The sequence below is a fragment of the Micromonospora hortensis genome, assembly GCF_022230935.1.
Taxonomy (GTDB): domain Bacteria; phylum Actinomycetota; class Actinomycetes; order Mycobacteriales; family Micromonosporaceae; genus Micromonospora; species Micromonospora hortensis.
This window is the reverse complement of the sequence record NZ_JAKKFE010000012.1, coordinates 551,711-576,060: the sequence shown is the minus strand read 5'-3', so window position 1 is coordinate 576,060 and position 24,350 is coordinate 551,711. Positions and strand designations below refer to the sequence as shown.

21 protein-coding genes and 1 pseudogene are annotated in these 24,350 nt (G+C 69.8%); 12 read left to right on the top strand and 10 right to left on the bottom strand.

Annotated features, from left to right (window positions below; all coding sequences use genetic code 11):
• Positions 1–150: 150 nt before the first annotated feature.
• Positions 151–951: a helix-turn-helix transcriptional regulator gene (locus NIE111_RS11090; RefSeq protein ID WP_238684306.1), complete on the bottom strand. Its 801-nt coding sequence runs from the start codon at positions 949–951 to the stop codon at positions 151–153.
• A 97-nt stretch (positions 952–1,048) separates the two neighbouring features.
• Here NIE111_RS11090 and NIE111_RS11085 point away from each other — a divergent pair, with 97 nt between their 5' ends.
• Together NIE111_RS11085 and NIE111_RS11080 are read left to right on the top strand one after the other, a co-directional pair.
• On the top strand, positions 1,049–1,525 hold the full coding sequence (locus tag NIE111_RS11085; RefSeq protein WP_308193663.1) for a VOC family protein: 477 nt from the start codon (positions 1,049–1,051) through the stop codon (positions 1,523–1,525).
• 111 nt (positions 1,526–1,636) lie between these two features.
• Positions 1,637–4,333, top strand: coding sequence for an AAA family ATPase (locus NIE111_RS11080; RefSeq protein WP_238684304.1), 2,697 nt, complete (start codon positions 1,637–1,639; stop codon positions 4,331–4,333).
• Positions 4,334–4,396: 63 nt separating this feature from the next.
• Here NIE111_RS11080 and NIE111_RS11075 read toward each other — a convergent pair whose 3' ends face one another.
• From NIE111_RS11075 to NIE111_RS11060, 4 genes are all read right to left on the bottom strand, one after another.
• The gene (locus NIE111_RS11075; RefSeq protein ID WP_238684303.1) at positions 4,397–5,044 is read right to left on the bottom strand and encodes an SRPBCC family protein; all 648 of its coding nucleotides are present in this window, start codon (positions 5,042–5,044) and stop codon (positions 4,397–4,399) included.
• Entirely contained in the window at positions 5,041–5,526 is a 486-nt protein-coding gene (locus NIE111_RS11070; RefSeq protein WP_238684302.1) for an SRPBCC family protein, read from the bottom strand. The genes NIE111_RS11075 and NIE111_RS11070 overlap by 4 nt, the downstream gene beginning before the upstream one ends.
• Before the next feature lie 336 nt (positions 5,527–5,862).
• Positions 5,863–6,570, bottom strand: a complete 708-nt coding sequence (locus NIE111_RS11065) for a hypothetical protein (protein WP_238684301.1) — start codon at positions 6,568–6,570, stop codon at positions 5,863–5,865.
• 243 nt (positions 6,571–6,813) lie between these two features.
• Positions 6,814–7,170, bottom strand: a complete 357-nt coding sequence (locus NIE111_RS11060; RefSeq protein WP_238684300.1) for a PadR family transcriptional regulator — start codon at positions 7,168–7,170, stop codon at positions 6,814–6,816.
• 902 nt (positions 7,171–8,072) lie between these two features.
• Between NIE111_RS11060 and NIE111_RS11055 the strand changes: the two genes are divergently transcribed.
• The 4 genes from NIE111_RS11055 to NIE111_RS11040 all read left to right on the top strand — a co-directional run bounded on the left by NIE111_RS11055 (position 8,073) and on the right by NIE111_RS11040 (position 11,865).
• Positions 8,073–8,648 carry a carboxymuconolactone decarboxylase family protein gene (locus NIE111_RS11055; protein ID WP_238684397.1) on the top strand — a complete coding sequence of 192 codons (576 nt, stop codon included), beginning with the start codon at positions 8,073–8,075 and terminating at the stop codon, positions 8,646–8,648.
• Positions 8,649–8,740: 92 nt separating this feature from the next.
• Positions 8,741–9,904, top strand: coding sequence for a M20/M25/M40 family metallo-hydrolase (locus NIE111_RS11050; RefSeq protein WP_238684299.1), 1,164 nt, complete (start codon positions 8,741–8,743; stop codon positions 9,902–9,904).
• A 48-nt stretch (positions 9,905–9,952) separates the two neighbouring features.
• Positions 9,953–11,104 (top strand): carboxylate-amine ligase, encoded by a 1,152-nt coding sequence (locus tag NIE111_RS11045; protein ID WP_238684298.1) that lies wholly within the window; start codon positions 9,953–9,955, stop codon positions 11,102–11,104.
• Between the two features lie 146 nt (positions 11,105–11,250).
• A complete protein-coding gene (locus tag NIE111_RS11040; RefSeq protein ID WP_238684297.1) occupies positions 11,251–11,865 on the top strand; it encodes a nitroreductase family protein in 615 nt (204 codons plus the stop codon).
• Here NIE111_RS11040 and NIE111_RS11035 read toward each other — a convergent pair.
• Positions 11,849–13,393, bottom strand: coding sequence for an NAD(P)-binding domain-containing protein (locus NIE111_RS11035; RefSeq protein WP_238684296.1), 1,545 nt, complete (start codon positions 13,391–13,393; stop codon positions 11,849–11,851). The two genes, NIE111_RS11040 and NIE111_RS11035, sit on opposite strands and share 17 nt — an antisense overlap.
• 124 nt (positions 13,394–13,517) lie before the next feature.
• Here NIE111_RS11035 and NIE111_RS32410 point away from each other — a divergent pair.
• The 4 genes and pseudogenes from NIE111_RS32410 to NIE111_RS11020 all read left to right on the top strand — a co-directional run.
• A pseudogene (locus NIE111_RS32410) lies at positions 13,518–13,632 on the top strand (sensor histidine kinase); the annotation flags it as partial.
• Between the two features lie 78 nt (positions 13,633–13,710).
• Positions 13,711–14,481, top strand: a complete 771-nt coding sequence (locus NIE111_RS11030) for an FkbM family methyltransferase (protein WP_238684295.1) — start codon at positions 13,711–13,713, stop codon at positions 14,479–14,481.
• A 22-nt stretch (positions 14,482–14,503) separates the two neighbouring features.
• On the top strand, positions 14,504–15,751 hold the full coding sequence (locus NIE111_RS11025) for a cytochrome P450 family protein (protein WP_238684294.1): 1,248 nt from the start codon (positions 14,504–14,506) through the stop codon (positions 15,749–15,751).
• A complete protein-coding gene (locus tag NIE111_RS11020; RefSeq protein ID WP_238684293.1) occupies positions 15,739–16,371 on the top strand; it encodes a dihydrofolate reductase family protein in 633 nt (210 codons plus the stop codon). Before NIE111_RS11025 ends, NIE111_RS11020 begins: the two co-directional genes overlap by 13 nt.
• Here the strand turns inward: NIE111_RS11020 and NIE111_RS11015 are convergent.
• Positions 16,355–17,611 carry an RNA polymerase sigma factor gene (locus NIE111_RS11015; RefSeq protein ID WP_238684292.1) on the bottom strand — a complete coding sequence of 419 codons (1,257 nt, stop codon included), beginning with the start codon at positions 17,609–17,611 and terminating at the stop codon, positions 16,355–16,357. The genes NIE111_RS11020 and NIE111_RS11015 overlap by 17 nt on opposite strands.
• A gap of 175 nt (positions 17,612–17,786) precedes the next feature.
• Here NIE111_RS11015 and NIE111_RS11010 point away from each other — a divergent pair, with 175 nt between their 5' ends.
• Together NIE111_RS11010 and NIE111_RS11005 are read left to right on the top strand one after the other, a co-directional pair.
• Positions 17,787–19,169 carry an FAD-binding oxidoreductase gene (locus NIE111_RS11010; protein WP_238684291.1) on the top strand — a complete coding sequence of 461 codons (1,383 nt, stop codon included), beginning with the start codon at positions 17,787–17,789 and terminating at the stop codon, positions 19,167–19,169.
• Positions 19,170–19,361: 192 nt separating this feature from the next.
• Positions 19,362–20,132 carry a DUF2306 domain-containing protein gene (locus NIE111_RS11005; RefSeq protein WP_210780613.1) on the top strand — a complete coding sequence of 257 codons (771 nt, stop codon included), beginning with the start codon at positions 19,362–19,364 and terminating at the stop codon, positions 20,130–20,132.
• A 161-nt stretch (positions 20,133–20,293) separates the two neighbouring features.
• Here the strand turns inward: NIE111_RS11005 and NIE111_RS11000 are convergent, their stop codons facing one another.
• From NIE111_RS11000 to NIE111_RS10990, 3 genes are read right to left on the bottom strand one after another with little or no spacing between them, the layout of a single operon-like run.
• The gene (locus tag NIE111_RS11000) at positions 20,294–21,538 is read right to left on the bottom strand and encodes an acyl-CoA dehydrogenase family protein (RefSeq protein ID WP_372488304.1); all 1,245 of its coding nucleotides are present in this window, start codon (positions 21,536–21,538) and stop codon (positions 20,294–20,296) included.
• Positions 21,535–22,365: a class I SAM-dependent methyltransferase gene (locus NIE111_RS10995; RefSeq protein WP_238684289.1), complete on the bottom strand. Its 831-nt coding sequence runs from the start codon at positions 22,363–22,365 to the stop codon at positions 21,535–21,537. The genes NIE111_RS11000 and NIE111_RS10995 overlap by 4 nt, the downstream gene beginning before the upstream one ends.
• Before the next feature lie 34 nt (positions 22,366–22,399).
• A complete protein-coding gene (locus NIE111_RS10990) occupies positions 22,400–23,962 on the bottom strand; it encodes a class I SAM-dependent methyltransferase (protein ID WP_238684288.1) in 1,563 nt (520 codons plus the stop codon).
• Positions 23,963–24,350: the final 388 nt, after the last annotated feature.

The following is a 24,350-nucleotide window of genomic DNA, read 5'->3' as shown; positions in this document are numbered from 1 at the left end:
TGGAAATTGCCTATTCGGGCCGGGGTGGGCTGGCCGGCGTCCGATCCGCCGTTACCTATCGGGATTCACCTGCGGTGACGGACGAGTTCGGACGCCGCCTGTTGCCTGGGCGGCCTCGACGTCCCCTGGCCCAGACCGGGTCCGGCGTCGTCAACCCAGTCGATCCAGCTTTTCGCGAGCGGCAGTGTCGGGCCGAGGCGTGAGGACCACGAGGCGCAGGTCGGTGTTCTGGGTGGTCAAAACGTTGGCGTCCAGCGGGATGGCCCCCACGTCCGGATGTACGGCGGTCTTGTGCGCGCTCTCGTGATTGGCCACCGCGCGGAGGGCCCAGAGGCGGCAGAACCTGTCGTTCCCGGCCATCCGCGAGATCAGTGCCGCCACGTCGGGATCATTCGGATAGCGGGCGCTGGTGGCGCGCAGGTCGGCCACCAACGACTGCTCGAAGTAGGCGCGCTCGGTGTCGGTCTGGCGGACTCGGGGATTTCGGGATTCGAACTGGACGATCAAGGCGTTACGGTCGTCGGCGATGGCGCCCGCCGGGTCGCCGAAGACGGCCGCGAACAGTCGGTTCCAGTGCAGCAGCCGCCACACGGCGTCGTAGACGGCCGCCGGGGTGTCGCCGAGGTGGTCGATGACGCGGTGCAGGCTGCTGGGGATCAGGTGGGGTATCCGCTCCGGGGCCGCGGCGAAGCCGGCAAGGCGCATCAGGTGCGCCTCCTCGTCGTCGGAGAGTCGTAACGCGCGGGCCAGGGAGGTGCACACCTGCGCCGACGGTGTGGCGGCCCGGCCCTGTTCGAGGCGTGCCACGTACTCGGGGGAGATGCCGGCCAGTGCTGCCAGCTCGCCGCGTCGTAGCCCGGCGACGCGGCGAGGTGATGCGTTCGTGAGACCGGCCGCGGCCGGGTCCGTGCGATCCCGCCAGGCCCGCAGCGCGGCGCCGAGGTCATTCATGAACCCATGATCCGCCATCGGTCCTCCGGGGAGCTGGGTGGTACCAGCGGTACGCGGAAGACCTGTGCCTTCCACAGCGCTGGCTCGGCCCTTCAGGATGGGGATCATGAGCAAAGTGACCAGAATGCATCACATCGGAGTGCCAGTCAGCGATTTGGCACGGTCGGTGAGGTGGTACGAGGACGTCCTCGGCATCACGCCGAACGGAGTGACGATCTCGGCGACGAACCCGGCGATCGGTGCGGTTGTCGAGGTGGAGAACGCGTCGATGCGGGCATCGTTCGCGCTGGCCGGCGACAACGTCCTTCTGGAACTCATCCAGTACGACAGCCCGCAGCCGAGGCCCTTCGCCGGGCGCAACTCTGACGTTGGGGTGATGCACCTCTGTTTCGAGGTCGACGACCTCGACACGGCGCACCGCGACCTGGTGCGGCGGGGCGTGCACGTCAACGCCGATCCGGTCGTGCTCCAGGACGGCGATGGCGTCGAAGCGGGGGCGCTGGCCGGGACGAAGATCCTCTACCTGCGTGACCCCGACGGCATTCAGCTGGAACTGTTCGAGTTGCCCTCGTAGGGGCGTCGACTCCGGACCCGGCGGCCGTCCCGGTCGGTGCGCTGCTGTGGTTACCATCGGTGGGGCCGATCAACCGGAGGGCACCATTCGTCCGGCGACACGCAGAAGCTGATGACAGATACCAGGTCGGGATTGTTCGTCGCTCGCGAGACGGAGTTGGGCGAGTTTGCCTCGGTGACGGCAGCCGCGGCGCGGGGCCGTGGCGGGGCGATGCTCGTCCTCGGTGACGCGGGGATCGGTAAGTCGACGCTCATCAATGCGGCCGCTTCGCGGCTCGACGGATGGCAGGTGCTGCGGGCCGGTGGTGTCGAGTTCGAGAGCGAGCTGCCCTACTCGGCCCTGCACCAGTTGTGCGCGCCCGTGCTCGACCACCGCGCTGGGCTCCCCGTACCGCAGCGGAGCGCGCTCGACGCGGTGTTCGGGCTGCAGGCCGGGGTCACGCCGACCCCCATGCTCGTCGGGCTGGCCGTCCTGGGCCTGCTGAGTGCCGCAGGTCGGCGCAGGCCGGTGTTCTGCGCGGTCGACGACGTGCAGTGGATCGACGCCGGCTCGCGGCAGGTACTGGCCTTCGTCGCGGCACGCGTGGCGGTGGAGCGGGTCGCCATGGTGTTCGCTGCCCGCGACGCCGCCTCGGTGTCGGAGCTCGGTCGCCTACCCGCCCTCACACTCACCGGGCTCTCCGATTCGGAGGCCCTCACCCTGCTGCGGTATCGGGCACCCTTCGGCCACGAGGCACCGATCGTGCAACGGATCCTCGCCGAAGCGGCCGGCAACCCTCTCGCCCTGGTGGAGTTCGCCCGCGACGCCGGACCGTTCGGGCTACCCGGGGACGCCGGGCACCGCGCCGTGGAGCACCGGTTCGTGAGTCGGTTCCTGCGGCTGCCGGCACCCACGCGCTCGGTTCTGGCGCTCGCCGCGGCGGAGCCGACGGGTGACCTCGTTCTGCTGCGGCGAGCGATGGCGATCCAAGGGCTGGACGCCGTGGACCTGACCGCGGCCGAGGACAGCGGCCTGTTGGTGACCGGGGCCCGGGTGCACTTCCGGCATCCGTTGGCGCGTTCCGCGGTGTACCTGTCGACCGGCGTCGGGGCGCGACGGCAGGCACACGCGGCGCTCGCCGCCGGTACCGACGTCGACGTCGATCCCGACCGTCGCGCCTGGCACCAGGCGAACGCGATCACCGGACCGGATGAGGAGACCGCGGCCGAGCTGGAGCGTTCGGCCGGGCGGGCACAACGCCGCGGCGGGTTCGCGGCAGTGGCCGCGTTCCTCGAGCGCGCGGCCCGACTGACACCCGACCGGTCGCGGCAGGCCCGCCGGTTGTTGGCCGCGGCCCGGGCGCGGTTGGGTTCGGGCGCACCTTCTGCCGCCCGGGAGTTGGTGGACGAGGCCGAGCGTCTCCAGCCGGACCCCGTCGACCGCCGCGCCGCACGACTGCTACGCGCGACGATCGACTATCACGTGGCACGCACCATCCCGGCGACGATCGCGCTCATCGAGGCGGCCGACGGCGTGGGGCCCGACGAGGTCCGCGAGACCTACCTGGAGGCGTTCGCATCGCTCATGTTCAGCGTCGACGAGCCGGGGAGGTTGCGGCGGCTCGCCCTGCACATCGGGGAACGGGTGCCCCAGCGTCAGCCGCCACGCCCGGTCGACCTGCTGCTGCAGGCGTTGGTCGAGCAGAACCTCCGCCCGGTGGACGAGGCGATGCCCCTGATGCGCCGCACGGTCGACGCCTTCCGGGACCACGCCCGCACGCCCGACGCGGATCCGTGGTGGATGGAACGCGCCTGCGTGCTGAGCGTCGACCTCGGTGACAGCGACGCCATGGAGGAGATCGCCGACCGTCAGGTCGAACTCGCCCGGGCGCAGGGCGCCTACGCGATCCTTCCCCATGCGTTGCGCTTCCAGGCGACAGCCCGGACGATCGTGGGCCGCTTCGCCGACGCGCAGGTCTGCATCATCGAGGCGCGTGCGGTCGACGAGGCCGCCGGGACGTCCAACCTCGTCGGGTCCGACCTGATGCTTGCCGCCTGGAGCGGGGACGTCGACCGGTTCCGCGAGATCCGGGAGAAGCTGCGCGGCTGGGTGGGGGTGAATTTCACCGCGCTGCACTACGCCGAAGGCGTGCTGTGCAACGGCAGCGGCGACCATGGGGCCGCGCTCGACGCGTTGCTGCTCGTGCGGGACCAGCACCGGCGCGGCGCGTACGCCGCCTCCGTCTTCCACCACGAGATGGTCGAAGCCGCCGCGTACGTCGGACGTCCCGAAGAAGCCAAGGAATCGGCTAAATGGATCGGGGATGTCGCACGGGTCAACCCGAACGCGTGGACGACCGGTGCGCATCTGCTGGCGAGTGCGCTGCTCGACCCGGGGCTCGGCGCGCAGGACCACTACCGTGCCGCCATCAGCCGGTTCGCCGGGAGCAGGATGCGAGTCCACTACGCGCGTGCCCGACTGCTCTACGGGCAGTGGCTGCGACGGGTCGGCCGTCGCGCCGAGGCGCGGGTGGAGCTGCGCGCCGCGCACGAACTGCTCTCCACCATCGGCGCGCGCGGGTTCGCCGGCCGCGCCGCCCGCGAACTGGATGCCATCGGCGAGCCGACCCTGGCCGACGACGTCGATCCGCTCGCGGGGCTGACCGCACGGGAACTACTCGTCGCCCGCAAGGTCGCCTCCGGCGCAGGCACCAAGGAGGTCGCCGCGTTGCTGTTCGTCAGCCCGCGAACGATCGACGCCCACCTGCGCAACCTCTACCGCAAGCTGGGCATCACCTCACGCCGGCAGCTACGAGAACTCCTCCGCTGACGGGCCGGGCCGGGCCGGCCGATGAAGGGGCCCCGCCGGTACGAGACCGACGGGGCCGCTGGGTCACGTCAGCGCTGGGCGCTGGGCCCGGTCACACTCCCGTTCGGCACGCGTCTTCAGCTCCGTCAGCCATGTTTCCAGGCCCGCCCCGAGAGCCACGGTGGAGAAATCGACGTCCTGCTCGACCTGGTCACCGCGCCACGTCTCCTCGGTACGCACGAGAACCCGGCCGTCAACCTCGGTGAACGTCCAGACGTGAACCCCCTCGTCGATGCGCAGCCCTGCACCGACCGCCGGGCCGTCCCACCGAAGGCACCTCTGGTGCTGTAGCTGCCGGACGGTGGAGGTGACGACGAGGGTCGTGGCGGGATTCAGCGCGGTCTCGATGACCGGTGTCGTCCATCGGAATGACGAACCCGGACGCAGTGGGCCACGATCGAGCCGCTTGCTGGACAAAACGGGCTTTTGCCACGACGGCCAGCGTTCCACGTCGGTCTGCAACTTCCAGACGGTCCGTAGCGGAGCGTCGATCGTCGTCTCCGTCCGATAGCGAATCTTCGCCGTGGTGTCGACAGTCCGTCCCGCGCATCGCACCGTCGCCTGGTCGGCACCGACATCGCGCCTGACCTCCGCCCGAGCCGGCGCACCTGCGGTGCCCACGAGGCCGGCCACGACCACTGCCGTCGCGACGGCAAATGCTCGATTCTTCACGAGGGGGTCACCGCCTCGGCGGTGGCCTTGAGTCGTTCCAGCCACCTGGCGAGGGTGGTGTCGAGGCCCTCCTGGAACGGCGCGGGGTCGGCATCGACAGGCGGGCCGGCGAAGGACTCCTCGGTCGACACCTCCACACCGTCGCCGGCCGGAGTGAGAGCCCAGACGTGGACGCCGAGGACGCCGTCCGGTCCGTCACCGTATCCCCGCCACACGAGGCGTTCCTGCGGCCGTACCTGAACGATCGTCGACTCAATCTCCATGCCGGCGGCCGACCAGCGGAACACGGAGCCCGGGGCGAGCGGACCGGGTGTTTCCACGCGTGCGTACGGGATCTCTGGCAGCCAGGTCCTCCATGCGTCGATGTCGGTGAGGATCCGCCACACGGCGTCCGCCGACGCGGTCACCGTGACGCTGTGGCGGCTGACCACCGGTGCCGACACGTCAATGCCGGCCTCGTCGGTGTCAGTAGTGTTCTCCATCGTGAAGCCTCTCTGCGGTCACTGACCATCGGATCGCCGGGCATGAGAGCGAGCCGCTAGATCCACACCCGGCAGAAGCGATCGTGCCAAGACGCAAACTGCTGCACATCGGCAAGAACTACCTAGTTCGCGGTACGCGGGCCGGCCACGGTGAAGATCCTTACCTCCGTGCCTGCTACCGGCCTCAGCCCGGGAGCAGGGCCGGTCCGGGCCGGCGCGGGTCACCGGTTGCCGTCCGGTCCCAGCGCGCCGCGCCGCACCCGCGGCACAGCACGTAGGCCGGCGGCGGCATAGTCGTGACTGGAAACGCCTCGTACTGATCGCGCGACCACACCGTCATAGGGTGACTTGCCGGCGGGCGGCCATTCTGCTGACCGTGACGTTGATTGCGAAAATTCCGACCACGGCTTCGAGGAGCAAATTTCGCGGATTCCAGTCCCAACCGTAGAGCGTCCAATTTGTCGGCTGATAGGCCAGCATAGGCAGCATCAGCGCCAGGAGGACCACGCTGGCCGCTATCGATACCCGCACATCAAGCGCCGCACCCACGAGGGCCGCCACCAGCCCGGCGGCCATGATGACCGGTAGGGTCAAACCGTCTGCCCAGCCATTGAGCGGATTGGGCGTTACGAACGCTATTGTCATCGTGGCGGCAAGAAGCCAGGCCCATGGTCGCGTGGCCCGTGGTGGGCGCGCTCGAAGCAGTGGCGCCATTGTTACCACGACTAACAAGCATAGCCACGTAGAAACTTGCATGATCAGGTAGAGGCCTGTCCGGAGCCCCAAAGCAGTGTCGAACCTTGCCAATGGCTCTACCACGTACCTCAGGTCATTCGCCGCGGAATGCCAGATCTCCCAGCCGAAGGCGACAACGGTTATGGGGAGTGCGAGGCGGTAGCGAGCCCACACCGCGGCGACCAGCGCGAGAAGCAGCAATGCGGGCGTGACCGAGCTTCGCTCATAGAGAAAGCTGGCAGAATTACCCGGCAACAGCAGCCATAAGCGCCACGTGAGCGGCAGGGCTGTCAGGGCAACGCCGCACACGAGCAGGGACAGTGCGGTCGATCGCAGGGCGGAGTATCGCAAGGTGTCCCGGGAGCGGAGCTGGTCTACACCGGTGCGGACCCGGACCTCCCACCAGGAGTGCGAGGGACTCCCGAAGCCTCGGGTGCCTTCGGTCCGTCTCGCCCGCGACCAGCAGCGTTTCCAGCATCTCGTCGGCGCGGTACTGCCGGTAGGCCCGAGGGTACGCGCGCAGCAGCCACCGGTAGCGGCGCTCCAGGCCGGTCATGCCGGCGCCGTCCGAACCGTCGCGGCCGTCGACCGTACGGAGCGGTCTCGAACGACCCGGGCCGCAGCGATCAGCCGCGCCGCCTCCTCGTGCAGTGCGGACAACCCACGCTCGGTCAGCTCGTACGTGCGACGGGCGCGACCGTTGACCACCGTCTCCTCGGCCACCCGCACTATCTCCTCAGCGTTGAGCCGGTCCAGCGCGGCGTACAGCGTGCCGGTCGTCAACCGCACTCGCCCGTCGGACAACTCCTGCGCGCGCTTGACGATGGCGTAGCCGTGCAACGGCTCGTCCTGCAACGCGGCGAGGATGAAATAGGTGGGTTCGCGCATCGGCGCGGGGGGTTTAGTCACATCATCAACATAAGCAGATGGTCGACCTATCCGTCAAGCGCGAGGCTTCCGCTTCGCGGGCGCCCGACCAGCGGGCTACTTGTCTCATTGACCTGCGACCGTGGCCTGGCCAGGCTTCGGTCGAGGCGTCCGGGCTGTCGCTCTCTTTGCGGCTGCCCACGCTGGCGCAGCCGGCACGGCCTCGCTGTCACGCACGGCCTGTGGCTTCCGCTCGCTGTCCCCGGCCCGGGCAGTCCTCAGGCGGAGCGTAGGCACGGATGGTGCCGTTGTGCCGCGGGACCTTCCCGTCGGTGGTGAGGGCCACGAGACGTTTACAGACGGGGCATTGGCCTCGCTGTGGCCCCGAGCGTTGAGTCACCGTGCCTCCTCCGGATTGGCCGTGGCAGGTCTTCGGCTCAACCGCCGAGCCATGACCGCCATCGTGCCGTATCGAGGCCAGGCGACCTCGAAGGCTTCGCTACGGAGGGTGACTCCGGTGACGCTGCTCGCGCGCCCGCTCGGCGGCAGATCCGGAGACGAACGTGACCGGTAGACGGTTTGTTGCTACCGACGCGTCCACTCGGCGTGTCGAATTGCGAAGCCACGTCGGCTCACGCCTTGACCGCCGCGGTGTACGCACGGCTCGTTGCTGCCGTAATCGGCCCGATACGTCTGCTCCTGGCGGACATCCGACGGGCGTGGGGGTGTCCCCGCCCCGCGCCACTGCCAGTGTCGACAGTGGAGGGTAGGGGATCGCGCGATCGTCATTGGAACAGAGCACGATTGAAGAAGCACGCCCGGCGGACGGAATGAGATCGTGGCGGCGCGACGCGGCGGCGGCGCCATCCGAGGTGCCGGCAGTCGTCTTCGGCACGAGCGCTGCCCGACCGCTCCACGACTCACGGCTGAGAGGCATGACGACCATGGCGCACATTGATCTGGGGATCGACGAGAAGCAGTTTCCCGGCATATCCGGTCCGATGCGGTACCGCCCGGAGACAGCGAAGCCGCTCAACGAGCTGGCCGAGGTGCTGCTACGTGCCCCTCACTCGCTCCCGGCCGGCGAGCGCGAGCTGATCGCGGCGTACGTCTCCGGGCGCAACGAGTGCACCTTCTGCTGCGCGTCGCACTCGGCGTTCGCCGCGGCACAGCTCGATGAGGGCATGACGCTCGTCGACCAGGTGCGCGCCGACCTCGACAGCGCCCCGATCTCGGCCAAACTGCGGGCGCTGCTGCGCATCGCCGGCGCGGTACAGATCAGCGGCCGCCACGTCACCACGGAGCTGGTCGCCACCGCCCGCGCGGAGGGCGCCAGCGACCTGGAGATCCACGACACCGTCCTGATCGCCGCCGCGTTCTGCATGTTCAACCGATACGTCGACGGGCTCGGCACCTTCGCGCCCGAGGGGCAGGACGCCTACGCCGAGTCCACACGTCGCATCGTCGAGTTCGGCTACGGATCGGCCATCCCGCAGTCGGCAGGTGAACCGGCTGCCTGAGCACAAACAAGGGTGACCACACCCCGACCCCCCTGCGATGGTCGACGGACACGCCTGGCCAGGCCCGTCACCCGTGAGGTTGGAGGGGATCGATGGACCATCCACGCCGTCTGCTCGACGCCGCGACGCAGCTCAAAGCAGACATGGTCGACCGGCTGGGCACGCTCGTCGCGTCCGAGTCGGCACCGGGCTCGCTGCCCCATCTCGAGTCCTGTGCCGACCTGCTCACCCGATGGGGTGAGGAAGCTCTCGGCCGGCCCGCCCGGCGGGTCGTGATCGACGGCCTGCCGCACCTGCTGTGGCCGGCCGCCAGCCAGCGGGTGCTGCTCCTCGGCCACTTCGACACGGTCTTCCCGGTTGGCACGATCCGGTCCCGGCCCTTCACCGTCCGCAACGACGTCGCGACCGGGCCCGGCGTGTGCGACATGAAGGGCGGCATCGTGCAGATGTTCACGGCACTGCGCCTGGTCGCGGACACCTCGACGGTCGGCGTGCTGCTCACCTGCGACGAGGAGTCCGGGTCCGTCACGTCACGGCCACTGATCGAGCGTGAGGCACGGCGCTCGGGTGCGGTTCTCGTCTGCGAGGCGGCCACTCCGGACGGGCACGTGAAGGTGGCCAGGAAGGGCGGCTCGGTGTACCGCCTCACTGTCCGGGGTCGCGCCGCCCACGCAGGCGTCGAACCACGACGCGGGGTCAACGCCACGGTCGAGGTCGCCCACCAGGTCCTCACGCTGGGTGCGCTCGGCGCGGCGGACAGCGGTGGCACCTCGGTCACGCCGACCCTGCTCTCCGCGGGCACCACGACGAACACGGTGCCCGAACGCGCCAGCCTGGCCGTCGACGTCAGGGCCTGGACCAGGGACGAACTCGAACGCGTGGACCACGCCATCCGCGGGCTGGTGCCGTTCCTGCCCGAGGCGACGCTGGCCGTGCAGGGCGGGATCAACCGCTATCCGATGTCGCCCGAGCTGGCGCGGCCGCTCCTGGAACTGGCCCAGTCGACCGCCCGCCAGCTTGGCATTCCGGACCTCGTTGGTGCGCACGCCGCCGGCGCGTCCGACGGCAACTTCACCGCCGCGCTGGGCGTGCCGACCCTCGACGGCCTGGGCGCGGTCGGAGGCGGAGCACACGCCGCCGACGAGTACGTCTGTGTCGACCGGATGCCGGAGCGCACTGCGCTTTTGGCCGGACTCGTCGACGCATTGTCCATAATGGAGCGCTTCGGACCTCAACCCATCGACCACATCCCATAGTCTGGCTCAGCGCCGGCGAACGACCGGCAGCGAGGGGTCGGCGTCGGCATGACTACGGGACAGCGCTCGGGATCGTCCATTCCCCTGCTCGGGGTCGAGGAGGAGTTCCTCGTCGTCGACGTCGACCGGGGTGAGGTCGTGCCGGCGGCGGCCACGGTCGTCGACCGCGCGCGTCCGGCCCTCGGCGCCCGGGTGGGTGGCGAGATCACCAAGCTTCAGGTCGAGACCCGTACCGACCCGTGCCGGAGCGTGGACGCACTGAGCGCGCAGCTCGTCGAAGGTCGAGCCGCCGTCCAGGCCGCAGCCTTGTCGGCGGGTCTGCGGGTGATCGCGAGCGGCTCGCCGGTGCTCGGCCGTGCCGTGCCGCCGCCCATCACCGAAGGGCCCCGCCAGGATCGCGGCACCGCCACCTTCCGTGGGCTGCACGACGAGCTGGCGATCTGCGCCGTCCACGTCCACGTGGAGGAGCCCGACCGGGACCGCGCCGTGCTGATCGGCAACCACCTGCGCCAGCACCTGCCGGTGTTTCTCGCCCTCACCGCCAACTCGCCCTACTGGTCCGAGCGCGACACCGGATACGCGAGTTGGCGCAGCGTCACATGGGGGCGGTGGCCGGTCGCCGGCGCGCCTCCGTTGCTGAGGTCCGCGCAGCAGTACGACGACCACGTGGACATGCTGCTCGAGGTGGGCGCACTGGTCGACCGGGGCACCATCTTCTGGGATCTCCGCCTGTCGACGAACCACCCGACCCTCGAGGTGCGGGTGGCCGACGTGCCCGTCACCGCCGCCGAGTCCGCGGCACTGGCCGCCCTGGTACGGGCGCTGGCGGTCGTCGCCGGTGACGCCGTCGACCGGGGCGACGAGGGACCGGAACTTGTCCCCGAGCTGATGCGGCTCGCGTACTGGCGCGCCGCCCGCGACGGGATGGGCGGGCACGGCGTCGACGTCGTCACCGGCCGGCTGCTGCCCGCCGCGGCGCTCGCCGGACGGCTGGTCGAGCTCGCCCGGCCGGCGCTGCACGAGGCGGGCGACTGCGAGCGGGTCGAGGACTGGCTGGCACACCTCGCCACGAACGGCGACGGAGCGACCCGCCAGCGGGCCGCCGCGGCACTGCGCGGCAGCCTGACCGACGTGGTCGACGAGATCGCCAACCGGACCGCCCCGAACGTGCCTTTTCGTCAAGACAGCACGAAGGCGTAACACCTGACCGCCGGCCTCGGAAATGCTGGGGGAACCGGACGCCGCGGCCGGCTGGCCCTGCCACGGCAACCGGCACACCTGATCAGTGGAGGCCACAGGTGACCGAGGCAGACCTGCAATCGAGGGTTCCGATCCAGCACGACCGTATGAGGCCGGCGGACATGGTGCGCGAGGCGGAGGCGTTCGCGGAACGGATGGCGCGGCGCCGTTCCGTGCGAGAGTTCGCCACCGACCCCGTCCCCGACGGGGTGATCGAGGCCGCGATCCGGGCCGCTTCGACCGCACCCAGTGGTGCCAATGTCCAGCCGTGGCGGTTCGTCGTCCTGACCGACCCGGCCCGCAAGCGCCGGTTGCGCGAGGCGGCGGAGGCCGAGGAACGTGCGTTCTACGATCGCCGCGCCTCACCGGAGTGGTTGGATGCGATTGCCGGGCTCGGCACCGACTGGCGCAAGCCGTTCCTGGAGACCGCACCGGCCGTCATCGTCGTGTTCGAGATACACCAGGGGCCACACAGCCCGAAGCCGTACTACGTCAAGGAATCCGTGGGCATCGCCGTCGGTCTGCTGATCACCGCTCTGCACCACTGCGGCCTGGTCACACTGACCCACACGCCCAGCCCGATGCGATTCCTCAACGAGGTGTGTGAGCGGCCGCCGGAGGAGCGCCCGTACGTCGTCATGCCGGTCGGGTATCCCACGCCGGACGCTCACGTCCCGGACCTGACCCGCAAGCCCCTCGACGAGGTCATGATCCGCTGGTGAGGTCTGTGGTCAGGAACTCGACCAACGGCTCGACGTGCCGGTCCGGGCGTCGCCACTCGGCCAGGAGATCCTCCAGCAGGTGCTGCTCGGCGAGCAGTTCCGCTCCTCGGTACCGCCGGATCACCGGGTGGATGAAGGCGCTCTCCCGCGCCCGGTCGGGGGTCGGGTGCCGGTCGATGGCGAAGACGTCACCGTAGTCGTCGCGGCCCCACCGTAGCGCGAGCGTGTACCACTGCGTGGCGGACGCGAAGCGCTCGACGGCGTAGTCCTCGGGCAGGTCCTCGTAGTGGTGGAAGTCGCCGGTGGCGTCGTCGCGCACGAGGACGTCGCAGAGGTATTCGAACTGGGTCCACAGCGCCGAGGACCAGTTCACCCGGTCGAGCATCAGCTTGGCCAGCGACGCCGCCTCCGCGGGCGTCGTCGTGTACGACAACGGCACGTCGTCGTACCGCTCCCGCAGGATCCGTGTCAGGGTGCGGAGGTTGTACCGGAATCCGTCGATGAACGGCGACGACGCGTGCTTGACGTCCCGGGCCTGGGCGATCGTGCCGGCGAAGTAGAGGTCGTCGATGTTGCTCGACTGCCAGTCGGGGCGTAGGCCGGGCATGCGGCCGTCCCGCACCATGTCGGGACGGGACGTCTCGTCGAACACTGTGGTGTCCATCCGGAAGCCTGTGCACCGCACCACCGTGTGGTAGTCGAGCACGGCGGTCTCACCCTCGGCGTGGGTGTACGTGATCGACACCTGGAAGCGCCCCTCGACGGGTCGAATCTCGTCGATCGTGCAGTCGAGCACCGAGTGCAGTGTCTTGAACTGGTAGCTGTCGAGGATCGCGCCGTACTGGCCCCGGACGTCGCCGGGGTGTTTGGTGTTCCACGCGAGCCGCAGGGGTTGCCGGCTGGCGAGGTGCACCATCGAGGCCCGGCCGAGGATGGCCGACGCGGTCTCGAAGGCCGAGTTGCCCTTCCCGATGATCAGAACCCGCTGGTCCTCGTACGCCGTGGGGTCCACGACCATGTCCTCGTACCCGATTGCGTGTTCGATGCCCTTGATGGCTGGCACGAACGGCTGGCCCCAGCCCGTCGCGACGACCAGGCAGCGCGCGCGGACCTCATCCTGGCCGGTGCGCACTGTGAAGCCGTCGCTCGTCCGCGTGATCTGCTCGACCGTCGTGCCGTACCGGACGTTGAGCTGGTGGACCCGCTGGAACTCCGCGAGGTAGCGCACCAGGTCGTCGGCTGCGGGCAGGTACTCCTCGCTGAAGTTCGGAAACAGCAGATCCGGGGAGTCGTTGAGCAGGGAGTTCCAGTCCCAGCGCAGGCGGATCTCGGGGTCGGTGCTGTCGGTGTGCACCTTGTTCAGCGAGATGAGCCGGCGATGCCGGGGGAACCGCTGGAAGAACCCGCCCGGTTCGGCACCACTCTCGAGCGTCAGGTAATCGGCGCCGTGCTGCTGGAGGTAGTAGCTCAGTTGAAGCCCGGCGGGCCCCGCCCCGACGATGACGTAGCTGTGCTTGTTGCCGACCATCCTGTGACCCTTCGACGCAGTGAGGAGTCCATCGACCATGGAATGGATAGCGGGACGTGTCAATGCTTGATGGCGTTCCAACCCGTTGACGGCTCACTTGGGAAGCGTCGCCCCGGACTGCTCGCTCGGCGTGGCCATCGTTCACGGCCCTGGTGGAGGCGCATGGCGCGCGGGTGGAGGTGCGCAACACGCCCGATGGCTGCCAGTTCGTGGTCCGCCTGGCGCTTCGCGGCGCAGCCTGCGCAACCGGGAAGGTGACCGCGGCGGTGGCCAGCACCCATTCTCAGGTGGTGTCCCGACCAGCGCGAGGAGTTGATATGGGCCTGATCCGGCGTCGGCTGCCCAACGGGCAGGATGTCACCCAGGTCGATGCCGCCGAGGCGGCGTTGCTCTACCGCGAGATCTTCGTCGAGGAGTCCTACCGTCGTCCCGGTGGCACTCGGCCGACACCCGGTGTCATCTTCGACATCGGCGCCAACATCGGCTTGGCCTCGATGTTCTTCAAGTCCCGTTACCCGGCCGCGTTCATCGTGGCGGCCGAGCCCGGCCCGGACACCTACCGGGCGCTGGAGGAGAACTTCGCGCGGCACGTGCCGGACGGGTTGGCCCGCAACGTCGCGATCACCGCGGCGGACGGGCACGCCCGGTTCGGTTACTACCCGAAGGCCCCAGCGGAGTCCGGGCTGTACACCGAGCAGGACCTCGAGACCGCCCTCGCCAGGAAACTGCTCATCGAGGGCGGTGTCCCGGTACGCGATGCGGAGCACCTGGCCACGTCCCGGCACCAGTTGTCCTATGTGGAATGCGAGACGATGACGTTCTCCCGGCTGCTGCGCGACTCCGGCGCCGAACGGGCGGACCTCGTGAAGATCGACGTCGAGAAGGCCGAGGCCGACGTGATCGCCGGCATCGCCGACGACGACTGGGCGAAGATCGGCGAGCTGGTTGTCGAGGTGCACGACATCGACGGCCGCCTCGGGAACATCGAGGCATTGCTGCGCCAGCGGGGTTTCGACGTCACCGACACCCAGGAACGCCGCCTCGCCGACACCGACCTGCACCTGACCTTCGCCGTCCGCGCGGTCTGAGAAACCCGTCGAGGAGTCAGCCATGGACAACGGATCACCCGTCAGGCTCGACCTGAGTGGCGCCGACATCCACGCCGAGTCGGCCCGCATCCGCGCACACGGGCCGGTGGCCCGGATCATGTTGCCGGGTGGGGTGCCCGCCTGGTCGGTCACCGGCTACGAGGCGGCGAAGGAGATCCTCGCCGACGACCGGTTCTCCAAGGACCCGCGCCAGCACTGGATCGCGTACGCCAACGGCGAGATCGGGCCCGACTTCCCGCTGATCGCCTGGGCCCGAATGGAGAACCTCACCAGCTCGGACGGGCCCGAACACGCCCGCCAGCGGCGGCTGATCCGTACGGCGTTCACGCCGCGTCGGGTGCAGACCATGCGGCCGGCGATCGAACGGCTGGCCGTTGACCTGCTCGACGACCTCGCCAGGCATCCGCCCACGGAGATCGTCGACCTGAAGGCGGGGTTCGGGCACCCGCTGGCGGCTCACGTGATCGGCGAGTTGATCGGTCTGCCGGTCGCCGAGCGGGTGGGCATCGTCGGCGGTGGCGGCGGCTACGCCACCGCCAGCGCGAAGATCACCCCACAGGAGGCCGCCGCCGCCTTCGCCCGCTTGCGGGCACAGATGCACGACCTGATCGACCGCAAGCGCCGGGAACCCGCCGACGACCTGACCAGCGACCTGATCGCCGCCCGCGACGAGGGCGAACGGCTCGACGACGACGAGATTGTCAGCACCCTGCTTCTGCTGCTCAACACCGGCACCGAGCCCGCGATGAATCTGCTGGTCAACGCCGTCCGGGCGATGCTGAACGCCCCGGAGCAACTGCGCCGGGTCCGCTCGGGCGACGCCGGCTGGGCCGACGTCATCGAGGAGACGCTGCGGGTGGACGCGCCGGTCGCGCACCTGCCGTTCCGGTTCGCTGTCGAGGACGTCGAGATCGCCGGCGTACGCATCGGCAAGGGTGAACCGATCCTGATGCACTTTGCCGGGGCGGGCCGCGACCCGGCGGTGCACGGACCCGAGGCGGCCCGGTTCGACGCGGGCCGGGCCGACAAGCGGCACCTCTCGTTTGGCCACGGCATCCATCGGTGCCTCGGAGCCGCGCTGGCCCGGCTGGAGGTGGAGATCGGTCTGGACACCCTGTTCCGGCGCTTTCCGGGTCTGCGCCTCGCGGTGCCCGACGCCGAGTTGACCTCCCAGGGGACGTTCGCCATGAACGCGCCCGCCTGGCTGCCCGTGCTCCTGGGAATGGAGAGTCCCCGATGGCGCGAGTGACTGCCGACATCTCGGTGTCGATGGACGGTTTCGTGACCGGCCCTGATGACAGTCGCCTCCTGCCGATGGGCGTGGACGGCCACCGTCTGCACCAGTGGATCTACGACCTGGCCACCTGGCGGGCCCGCGTCGGCCTCGACGGGGGCCGGGCCAACCGGGACGCGGAGATCCTCGACGAGGGGTTCGCGTCCGTCGGTGCCCATGTGATCGGCCGGCGGATGTACGACCACGGGGAGAAGCCGTGGGGCGACGAGCCGCCGTTCGGGCTCCCGGTCTTCGTGGTCACCCACGAGCCCCGACCGGTTCTGGAGCTGGCCGGCGGCACCCGCTTCGAGTTCGTACCCGATGGTGTCGAGAGTGCCGTCAGCCGCGCGCTGGCCGCCGCGGGCGGCCGGGACGTGTCGGTGCTCGGGGGTGCCAGCGTGATCCGTCAGTGCCTGCGAGCCGGCCTGCTCGACGAGCTGGTGCTGCACGTGGTCCCGGTGCTGATGGGCGACGGGGTGCGGCTGTTCGACCGCACCCGCGACGGCCAGGTGGAGCTGCCGATCAGCCGGGTCGAGCAGCCCGACCAGGTCGTGCACCTGTGGCTGGCCCCGCAGGCGGTCAGCGCGGGTCGCTGAGCCGGGCCGCGCGCGACTCCAGGTAGCGGCGTTCGGGCAGGCTCGTGGTGCGCTGCGCCGCCCGCAGGTAGCACACCCGGGCGCCGCTCCGGTCCCCGGCCATTTCCAGCAGGTGGGCGCGTACCGCGTCGAGCCGGTGGTTGGCGATGCGGTCGTCGAGGCCGTCGAGCAGGCGCAGCCCGACCTCCGGACCCTTGGCCATGGCGGTCGCGACGGCCCGGTTGAGCGTCACCATCGGGTTCGGATCGAGCTGTTCCAGCAGTTCGTAGAGGGCGGCGATCTGCGGCCAGTCGGTGTCGTCGACGGTCGCCGCCTCGGCGTGCAGCGCGGCGATCGCCGCCTGGATCTGGTAGGACTCCACCGGCCCGTCGCTCAGGCTGCGGGTGACCAGCGCGATGCCCTCGCGGATCGACTCCCGGTGCCAGAGCCGCCGGTCCTGCTCGGCGATCGGTACCAACGTGCCGTCCGGGCGGGAACGGGCGTCGCGCCGGGCGTCGGTCAGCAGCATGAGCGCGAGCAGCCCGGCGACCTCACCGTCGTCGGGCAGCAGCCGGTGCACCTCGCGGGTCAGCCGGATCGCCTCCCGGGTCAGCTCGCCGCGCTGCAGATCCGGGCCGGAGGTGGCGGTATAACCCTCGTTGAAGATCAGGTAGAGCACGTGCAGCACTACCCGCAGGCGCTCGCGTCGCTCGGCCGGCGGTGGCATCCGGAACCGGGTGCCGGTCGACCGGATCCGCTGCTTGGCCCGGCTGATCCGCTGCACCATCGTCGACTCGGGCACCATGAACGCCGCGGCGATCTGGCTGGTGGTCAGGCCGCCGACGGCGCGGAGCGTCAGAGCGATCTGTGACGGCGCGGACAGCGCGGGATGGCAGCACATGAACAGCAGCATCAGCGTGTCGTCGTGCTGGTAGGGCAGGTCGTCGACGGAGGCGGAGACCGCCTCGTCGGCGCGGCCCATCACCGCGACGATCACCTCGCGATTGCGCCGGGCCTGGTCACTGCGCCACTGATCAGCCAACCGGCGGGTGGCGACGGTGCGCAGCCAACCGCGGGGATTGTCCGGCAACTTCTGGTCCGTCCAGCGTAGCGCCGCCTCCAGCAGGGCTTCCTGCACCGCGTCCTCACACGCCTCGAACTTGCCGTAGCGGCGGTAGAGCGCGCCCAGGACCTGCGGCGCGAGCTGGCGCAGCAGACTTTCGACCTCCGAGCGGGAGGCCACGTTACCCTCATCAGCCACGGTGCCGGGGTTCCTCCAGTGCCCTGGGCGGCGAACCCGCGGGCGAAGCGTGTGGACGAGAAACGTTGCTGATTACCGGCGGCAATGTCGAAAAACGAGGTACGGCTCCGACTTCACTGCGAAAGGGTACGCGGCCCTGGTGGGACCGCACCGCCATAACCAGGAGGTATCTTCCATGCAGGACGAGATCGTGGCGCCTACCGACACGGCTACCGCCGTGGCCGCGCAGCTGCGTGCGGGCGTCGTCGGCGAGGTGATCGAGCCGAGCGACCCCGGTTACGACCAGGCCCGCACGATTTTCCAGGGCGGCGTCGATCGGCGACCCGCCGTGATCGTCAAGGCGGTCAACGCCGCCGACGTGGCGCATGTCGTCTCGGTGGCCAGCGGGTCGGAGCTGCCGCTCGCGGTTCGCAGTGGCGGCCACAGCCTCTACGGCGTCTGGGACGACGCGATCGTCCTGGACCTCTCGAAGATGAACGCGTTGGAGATCGACGCCGACAGTCGTACCGCCTGGGCGGAGCCCGGTGTGCTCGCCGGCGCCTACACCGAGGCGGCCGCCGAGCACGGCCTGGTCACCGGTTTCGGCGACACCGCCTCGGTCGGCCTGGGCGGCCTGACGGTCGGCGGTGGCATCGGCTACCTGGTCCGCGCGCACGGGTTGACCATCGACAACCTGATCGGCGCCGACGTGGTGACCGCGGACGGCCGGCACCTCACTGTCGACGCCGACAACCACCCCGACCTGTTCTGGGCGATTCGTGGCGGCGGCGGCAACTTCGGTGTCGTCACGAAGTTCCGCTACCGGCTGCACTCCGTGCCGACGGTGCTCGGCGGCCTGCTGGTGCTGCCGGCGACGCCGGAGGTCGTGGCGGAATACCTGCGCATCTCGCTGGAGGCGCCCGACGAGCTGTCGAGCATCATCAACATCATGCCGGCGCCCCCGATGCCCGGTGTGCCCGACGAGGCGGTCGGTCAGCTGGTGATCCTCGCGATCATCGTCTACGCCGGTGACCCGGAGGAGGGCGAGAAGGTGCTGGCGCCGATCCGTGAGCTGGGTGTGCTGGCCGACATGGTCCAGCCGATGCCCTTCAGTGGCATCTACCAGCCGGAGGACCCGAACTACCACCCGCTGACGTTCAGCCGGACCAACTTCGTCGACGAGGTCGACGCGGCCACGGCCGGTCGGATCCTGGAGACGCTGCAGACCTCGTCGGCGACCATGCCCGTCGCCCAGCTGCGTCCGCTCGGTGGGGCGATGGCCCGGGTGCCGTCCGACGCGACCGCGTTCGCGCACCGCGACCGCAAGATCATGTTCACGGCGGCTGTCGTGTTCGAGAAGCCGGAGGAGGCCGCCGAGCACCGCGCCTGGGTCGACGAGTTCGCCAAGGTCGTGCAGCGGCCGGGTGGCGGCAGCTACGTCAACTTCCTCTACGACGATGCCGCCGAGCGCATCCACGAGGCCTACCCCGACGCCACGTACGCGCGGCTGGTGGAGCTGAAGCGCACGTACGACCCGAACAACCTGTTCAAGCTCAACGGCAACATCTCGCCCTCCTGAGCAACCTGCACGAGCGGTCGTGCATACCGCATCCTCGGAGATGACGACCGATTTCGACGGGTGCCAGAGTCGTAGGCGATTAACGGGTGGAAGATTCGCCGGCGTTCCCCGCCCCCTCGGGGAGCGCCGGCGATCCCGTGAATCAGGCAATCCGCCAACCCCTTGACGACCTACGACCCGAGGGACCCCTCCATGACGCAGAACGCGGAGAAAGCCACCATTCGGGTGGGCCGGTCGCCGACGCACGAGGCGACCGAACCATCACCATCGGTCCCACCGTCGGCCCCGTCGTCGTCGATCTGGCGTCAGCCCTACCTGTGGCTCGTCGTCCTCGCCGGCGCCGTCGTCTTCAACCTGCTGTACGCGTTCCCGCGCTACTTCAGCACGGACTCGGCGAACAGCCGCAGCATCCTCGACCCCGGCGTCCCGGTGCACTACAGCCTGGTCGTCGCGCACGTGATCACCGGGAACATCGCGATGATCACGGTGTTCCTCCAGTTCTGGGGCTGGCTGCGCCGCAACCACCCGAAGGTCCACCGGATCAGCGGCCGCGTCTACATCTTCGGCGGGGCCCTCCCGTCGGCCGCCCTGGGCGTGTTCACCCTGATCCCGCTGCGCGCCGACCACCAGGGCAGCATCGGCATCGTCACGATGGGGGTGGCCTGGCTCGCCACGACGATCACCGGTCTGGTGATGGTCCGCAAGGGACGCTACGCCGAGCACCGCCGCTGGATGGCGTACAGCTTCGCGCTGGCGTTGGGCACCACCTGGGGCCGCATCCTGGTCGGCATGTTCACCATCTGGCCCACGATGCCGTTGGCCATCAGCGTCATCGTCGAACTCGCCAACTGGCTCGGCTGGGTCCTCAACCTGGTGGTCGCACACTGGATCATCGAGCGGATGGCCAAGCGCCGGCACACGCCGGACGGCACCGAGGTCGTCACGTACCCCGCTCCCGCCTGAGGGTCCCCGCACCCACCCACGACGAAAGCCGCCCCCCGACCCCCGGGGGCGGCTTTCGTCGTGTCCGGCGGGCCTGTTCGCCCGAGGGCTGGTGGTCGACGGCGCCAGCAACGACGAATGGCCGGACGCGTCCGGCCATTCGTCGTTCCGTCGGTGGGCGGTCAGGCGGTGAGCCGACCGAAGTGCGCCTGGGTGTAGACGCGGGGGAGAGCCGTCGTCAGGAGCACCGCGAAGCCCGCGTGGCTGTGACAGGTGGACAGGTCACGCCAGACTCGTTCCAGGTGGCCGTCGCCGGTGACCGAGCTGGTCCCGGCCGTGGGCTGGATGACCGCCTCGACGCCGCGCCAGGCCAGTTCCGCCGCCTCGCGGCAGATCATCGCGATCCGCAGGTCCTCCTCGAGGGTGAAGGCGGCCGGTTCGCGGGTGGTCAGGTCGTGCCACTGGCGGATCGCGCTCAACGTGATCGCCTCGGCGGCCGAGATCATGGCAGTGGCCTGACCGAACCACCGTTGGTAGTCCGGATCGTCGACGCGCAGGGTGATCGGTGGCGTCGAGGTCCTGCGGGTGGACAGGACCTCGCCGTACGCCTCCAGCGCGCCCTGCGCGATCCCGACCCCGAGTGTTGCGCCTTCCAGACACATCGAGCTCATCGGCGCCCCGCCGTACTGCGGGTGGGCGTGCAGCGCGCTCCCACTGGTCCCGGACGTCACCGAGACCTCGCCCAGGTGGGTGTGCTCGAGGCCGAAGTGGTCCGGGATCTCGGCCCGGTCGAAGCGGACGCTGTGCGAGCCGCTGCCCTTGAGCCCCAGTTGCCCGCCCCAGTCGTCGAGACGGGTCCAGGTGCCCCGTGGTGCGATGAACAGCAGCGGATGGGGTGGTTCGCCGTCGTCGCCGGCGACCATGGCGTGGCCGATGAAGTGGGTGGCGTAGGGGATGCCGGAGCAGTAGTTCCACGTGCCGTCGATGATCCAGCCACCGTCGGGGGAGCGGGTGGCGGTCCCGCCGGGGGCGATCACCGCCGGTGCGATGAAGTCACCACCCCGGAACAACTCGTCCTGCGCCTTCTCCTCGAACAGCATCGCGGTCACCAGCGAGTGGGCCGCGCCGAGGCAGAACATCCAGGCGGTCGACGGGCAGCCCCGGGCCAGGATCATCACCACCCGCAGGAACGTCTCGAACTCGAACTCGTACCCGCCGTAGCGCCGGGGCACGGTGATCCGGTAGAAGCCCGCCTCCCGGAACATCTCGTGGACGTCCTCACCGTAGAACGTCCGACGCTCCACCTCGGACTGCCGGGCCAGTAGTTGGGGAACCATCGCCTCGGCACGGGCGATCAGGTCGGCCGGCGTGAGATCCGGCTCGGGCACCGGGGGGAATCCTGGATCGGTCAACGCAGGCCTCCTCATCCGAGTGGCCGTCCGGCGGTGATGACGGCGTAGCCGACCTTGCCCGCCCCGGCCTCGAAGTAGTAACCGAGCGCCTTGCCCAGCTCGTCGACCGCCTCGGCGCCGAACTTCTCGGTGAGGTGGGCGCGCTGGCTCTCCGCCTCGGCGACGTACTTCGGTCCCTTGCCGAAGACCCGCGGCCCGCACTGCAGGTACTCGTGGAACTCGAACCCGGCGGCGGTCAACGCCTCGACCCACTCCGCTGTCGACTTGAGGAACTGCGCGTTGAACGTCGCCGCGAACTCGGCCGCCTCCTCGATCCCCATGCTGCTCTCGCGGGTCGTCTCGGTCAGCGTCAGTCGGCCCCCGGGCCGCAGGACGCGGAACAGGCCGCGTAGCACCCGGTCCAGGTCGGTGGCGTACAGCAGGGTCTCCATCGCGACGATCGCGTCGAACGACCCGTCGGGGAAGTCGAGGGTGTTCCAGTCGCCGTGTTGGAAGGTGACCGAGTCACCGAGATTCGCCGCGACGGCGCGCGTGGTCGCCTCCTCGACCTGCACCGTGCTGATGTTGATGCCGACCACTGTGACGCCGTAGTCGCTCGCCAATTCGAGCGCGGGCGTGCCCAGGCCACAGCCGATGTCGAGGACCCGTTGGCCGGGACGCAGGCCGAGGGATTCGCCGACCCGGCGGGTGATCCGCTGTGACGCCTCCCGCATGGACGCCTCGTCCACCGCGTCGTACCAGTACGCGAGATGAACCTGCCCGTCGTTGAACGCGTTGGACATCGGCGTCGACTCGTCGTACATGGTCGCGATGTCGATCGGCGCGGTTGTGGTGTTCTCCATCCCTCTCCCACTTTCCATGTCGGGCCGCCGACCGTCAGGACGGGCGGCGTTCGGCGGTGACGAAGACGAACGTGCCCGGGTACGACTCGGCGATGATGGTCAGGCCGGCGTCGTCGAGCCACTGCTTGATCTCGGCGATCTCGAAGAGCACGAACCCGTCCGGGCGGGCGGGGAAGTGGTGCGACCGCTGGTAGTAGCGGTAAACCGGTGAATCGTCCCAGCGGAACGTCATGAGCGTGAGGGTGCCGCCGGGGCGCAGGCAGCGGCCGATCTCGGCGATAGCCCGACCGGCGTCGGGCACCGCCTGCAACGCGTTCCAGAAGTTAACAGCGTCGAGACTGGCGTCGGGGAACGGCAGGTCGAGCGCGTCGCCGCGGACGGCCGGCACCTCGGTCAACCTGCTGCGCAGGTCGTAGAGCATCGCCTCGTTCAGGTCCAGTGCGAGGACCCGCTCGGTGCCGACCGCCTCGCACACGACGGCGGTCCAGCGACCCGCGGCGGCGGCCAGGTCGAGCACGGTGCCGCCCCGATGCCAGAGGTGGGCGGCGATGTACTCGTCCTCGTCGGTCGGCGTGACCTCCCCGGACCAGTTGCGGCCCATGATGCGCAGGAAGTTCGGACGCATGCCCTGCTCGTAGTGGAAGCCGATGCCGGCGAGCACCGCCGCGTTCTGCAGCACGTCGGCCTCGGCGTCGTCACTGGAGTCGCTCTTGCCGGCGCCGGGGCGCAGCCGCTGGGACAGGTCGAGCACGCCGTGGGTGATCCCGTAGGCGGCGTCGCACTGCCCGCACCGGGCGACAGTGGTGTCGAAGGTCAGCGACCCCCGGCAGGCCGGGCATTTCAGCGCCTCGCGGTGCCGTTCGAAGGCGGCCGGGTCGAGGTCGCGGGGGTTGGTGTCCACGACCAGGTTGTGGGGGCTCGGGTCGACGGCCGCCGCGGGCATTCCGTTGCCCTGCGCCCACAGCGCCTTGGCCCCCATCGTGGCCAGCACCGAGCGGGTGTCGCCGTCCCAGGTCGTCCGGATCTGGCTGGGGGTCAGGGCGCGGATCCACCGCCTGTCGAACTCGCGCTCCGCCTCGCTGATGTTCCACTCGGCCGGGGACGGCCAGGCCCGCCCGATGTTCGGGTCGGCCTCGTCGAGCGTGTCGAGGGCGCGCTCGAGCCGGGTGCGGTCGGGGGCGTCGAGTCCGAGGTGCCGGGTCGCGGCGAGGATCCGCGCCCGGTCGGTGGGAAAGTGCGCCAGGAGGTAGAGCAGCGCGAGGGTGAGCGGCGCGTCGGGCTCGGTGGTGCCGCGGGCCGCGTCGAGGTAGCCGTCGAGGCCCTCGCGCACCGCCGTCGTCACCGGTCCGTCGGTCGCCGGGTGCTCAGCCTCGGCGAGCAGCCCGAGCAGCACCAGCAGGTAGCCCCGTCGGTCGGCGTCGACGCTGTCCAGTGCGTCGATCAGTTCCGGTACGGCCGACACCGCCGTGGGTCGGGCCGCGCCGTCGGTCCAGACTGCGCCGACCAGGTCGTGGAAGGCGTCGTCGATCCGGTGGGGGGCTGCGTCTCGGTACGAGCCGAGCAGCTCGTTGAAGGTGATTTCCGCGGTTTCGGTCATGTGCCCGTCCCGTCTCGGCCGTGTCCAGGTCAGCGGCAAGGCGCGTACGCGCCGGCTGCCCGACAGGTTGCCACCCGGCGCGGGGCCGAAGCACCTCTGACGTTGCGCTGCAGACGGCCGGCGGCGATCCGGCGTCCACTTCGGACAGGTTGCTGGGAATCCAGCAATCTGGAAGATGCAGCCGCGGATGATCGCCTGAAAAATAACTGCCTGAACTTTCCGCTCTCGAACGACTCACGACCTCATGCCCGGCGGCGTCCGGACATGGAGGCGTTCGATCATCTCCACCCACCGTCCAGTCAGGGGGGGCGGGCCGGTGGGCGATCTTCGGCTGCGCCGCGGATGGCCCACGCAACACGTAGGGCGTTTGTCAGGCAATCGTGAGGGG

Excerpts from the sequence above, each read along its gene's own strand:
- NIE111_RS11090 (WP_238684306.1), bottom strand. The coding sequence starts at position 951 with ATGAATGACCTCGGCGCCGCGCTGCGGGCCTGGCGGGATCGCACGGAC.
- NIE111_RS11085 (WP_308193663.1), top strand. The coding sequence starts at position 1,049 with ATGGGGATCATGAGCAAAGTGACCAGAATGCATCACATCGGAGTGCCA.
- NIE111_RS11080 (WP_238684304.1), top strand. The coding sequence starts at position 1,637 with ATGACAGATACCAGGTCGGGATTGTTCGTCGCTCGCGAGACGGAGTTG.
- NIE111_RS11070 (WP_238684302.1), bottom strand. The coding sequence starts at position 5,526 with ATGGAGAACACTACTGACACCGACGAGGCCGGCATTGACGTGTCGGCA.
- NIE111_RS11055 (WP_238684397.1), top strand. The coding sequence starts at position 8,073 with ATGGCGCACATTGATCTGGGGATCGACGAGAAGCAGTTTCCCGGCATA.
- NIE111_RS11050 (WP_238684299.1), top strand. The coding sequence starts at position 8,741 with ATGGACCATCCACGCCGTCTGCTCGACGCCGCGACGCAGCTCAAAGCA.
- NIE111_RS11045 (WP_238684298.1), top strand. The coding sequence starts at position 9,953 with ATGACTACGGGACAGCGCTCGGGATCGTCCATTCCCCTGCTCGGGGTC.
- NIE111_RS11040 (WP_238684297.1), top strand. The coding sequence starts at position 11,251 with ATGAGGCCGGCGGACATGGTGCGCGAGGCGGAGGCGTTCGCGGAACGG.
- NIE111_RS11035 (WP_238684296.1), bottom strand. The coding sequence starts at position 13,393 with ATGGTCGGCAACAAGCACAGCTACGTCATCGTCGGGGCGGGGCCCGCC.
- NIE111_RS11030 (WP_238684295.1), top strand. The coding sequence starts at position 13,711 with ATGGGCCTGATCCGGCGTCGGCTGCCCAACGGGCAGGATGTCACCCAG.
- NIE111_RS11025 (WP_238684294.1), top strand. The coding sequence starts at position 14,504 with ATGGACAACGGATCACCCGTCAGGCTCGACCTGAGTGGCGCCGACATC.
- NIE111_RS11020 (WP_238684293.1), top strand. The coding sequence starts at position 15,739 with ATGGCGCGAGTGACTGCCGACATCTCGGTGTCGATGGACGGTTTCGTG.
- NIE111_RS11010 (WP_238684291.1), top strand. The coding sequence starts at position 17,787 with ATGCAGGACGAGATCGTGGCGCCTACCGACACGGCTACCGCCGTGGCC.
- NIE111_RS11005 (WP_210780613.1), top strand. The coding sequence starts at position 19,362 with ATGACGCAGAACGCGGAGAAAGCCACCATTCGGGTGGGCCGGTCGCCG.
- NIE111_RS11000 (WP_372488304.1), bottom strand. The coding sequence starts at position 21,538 with ATGAGGAGGCCTGCGTTGACCGATCCAGGATTCCCCCCGGTGCCCGAG.
- NIE111_RS10995 (WP_238684289.1), bottom strand. The coding sequence starts at position 22,365 with ATGGAGAACACCACAACCGCGCCGATCGACATCGCGACCATGTACGAC.
- NIE111_RS10990 (WP_238684288.1), bottom strand. The coding sequence starts at position 23,962 with ATGACCGAAACCGCGGAAATCACCTTCAACGAGCTGCTCGGCTCGTAC.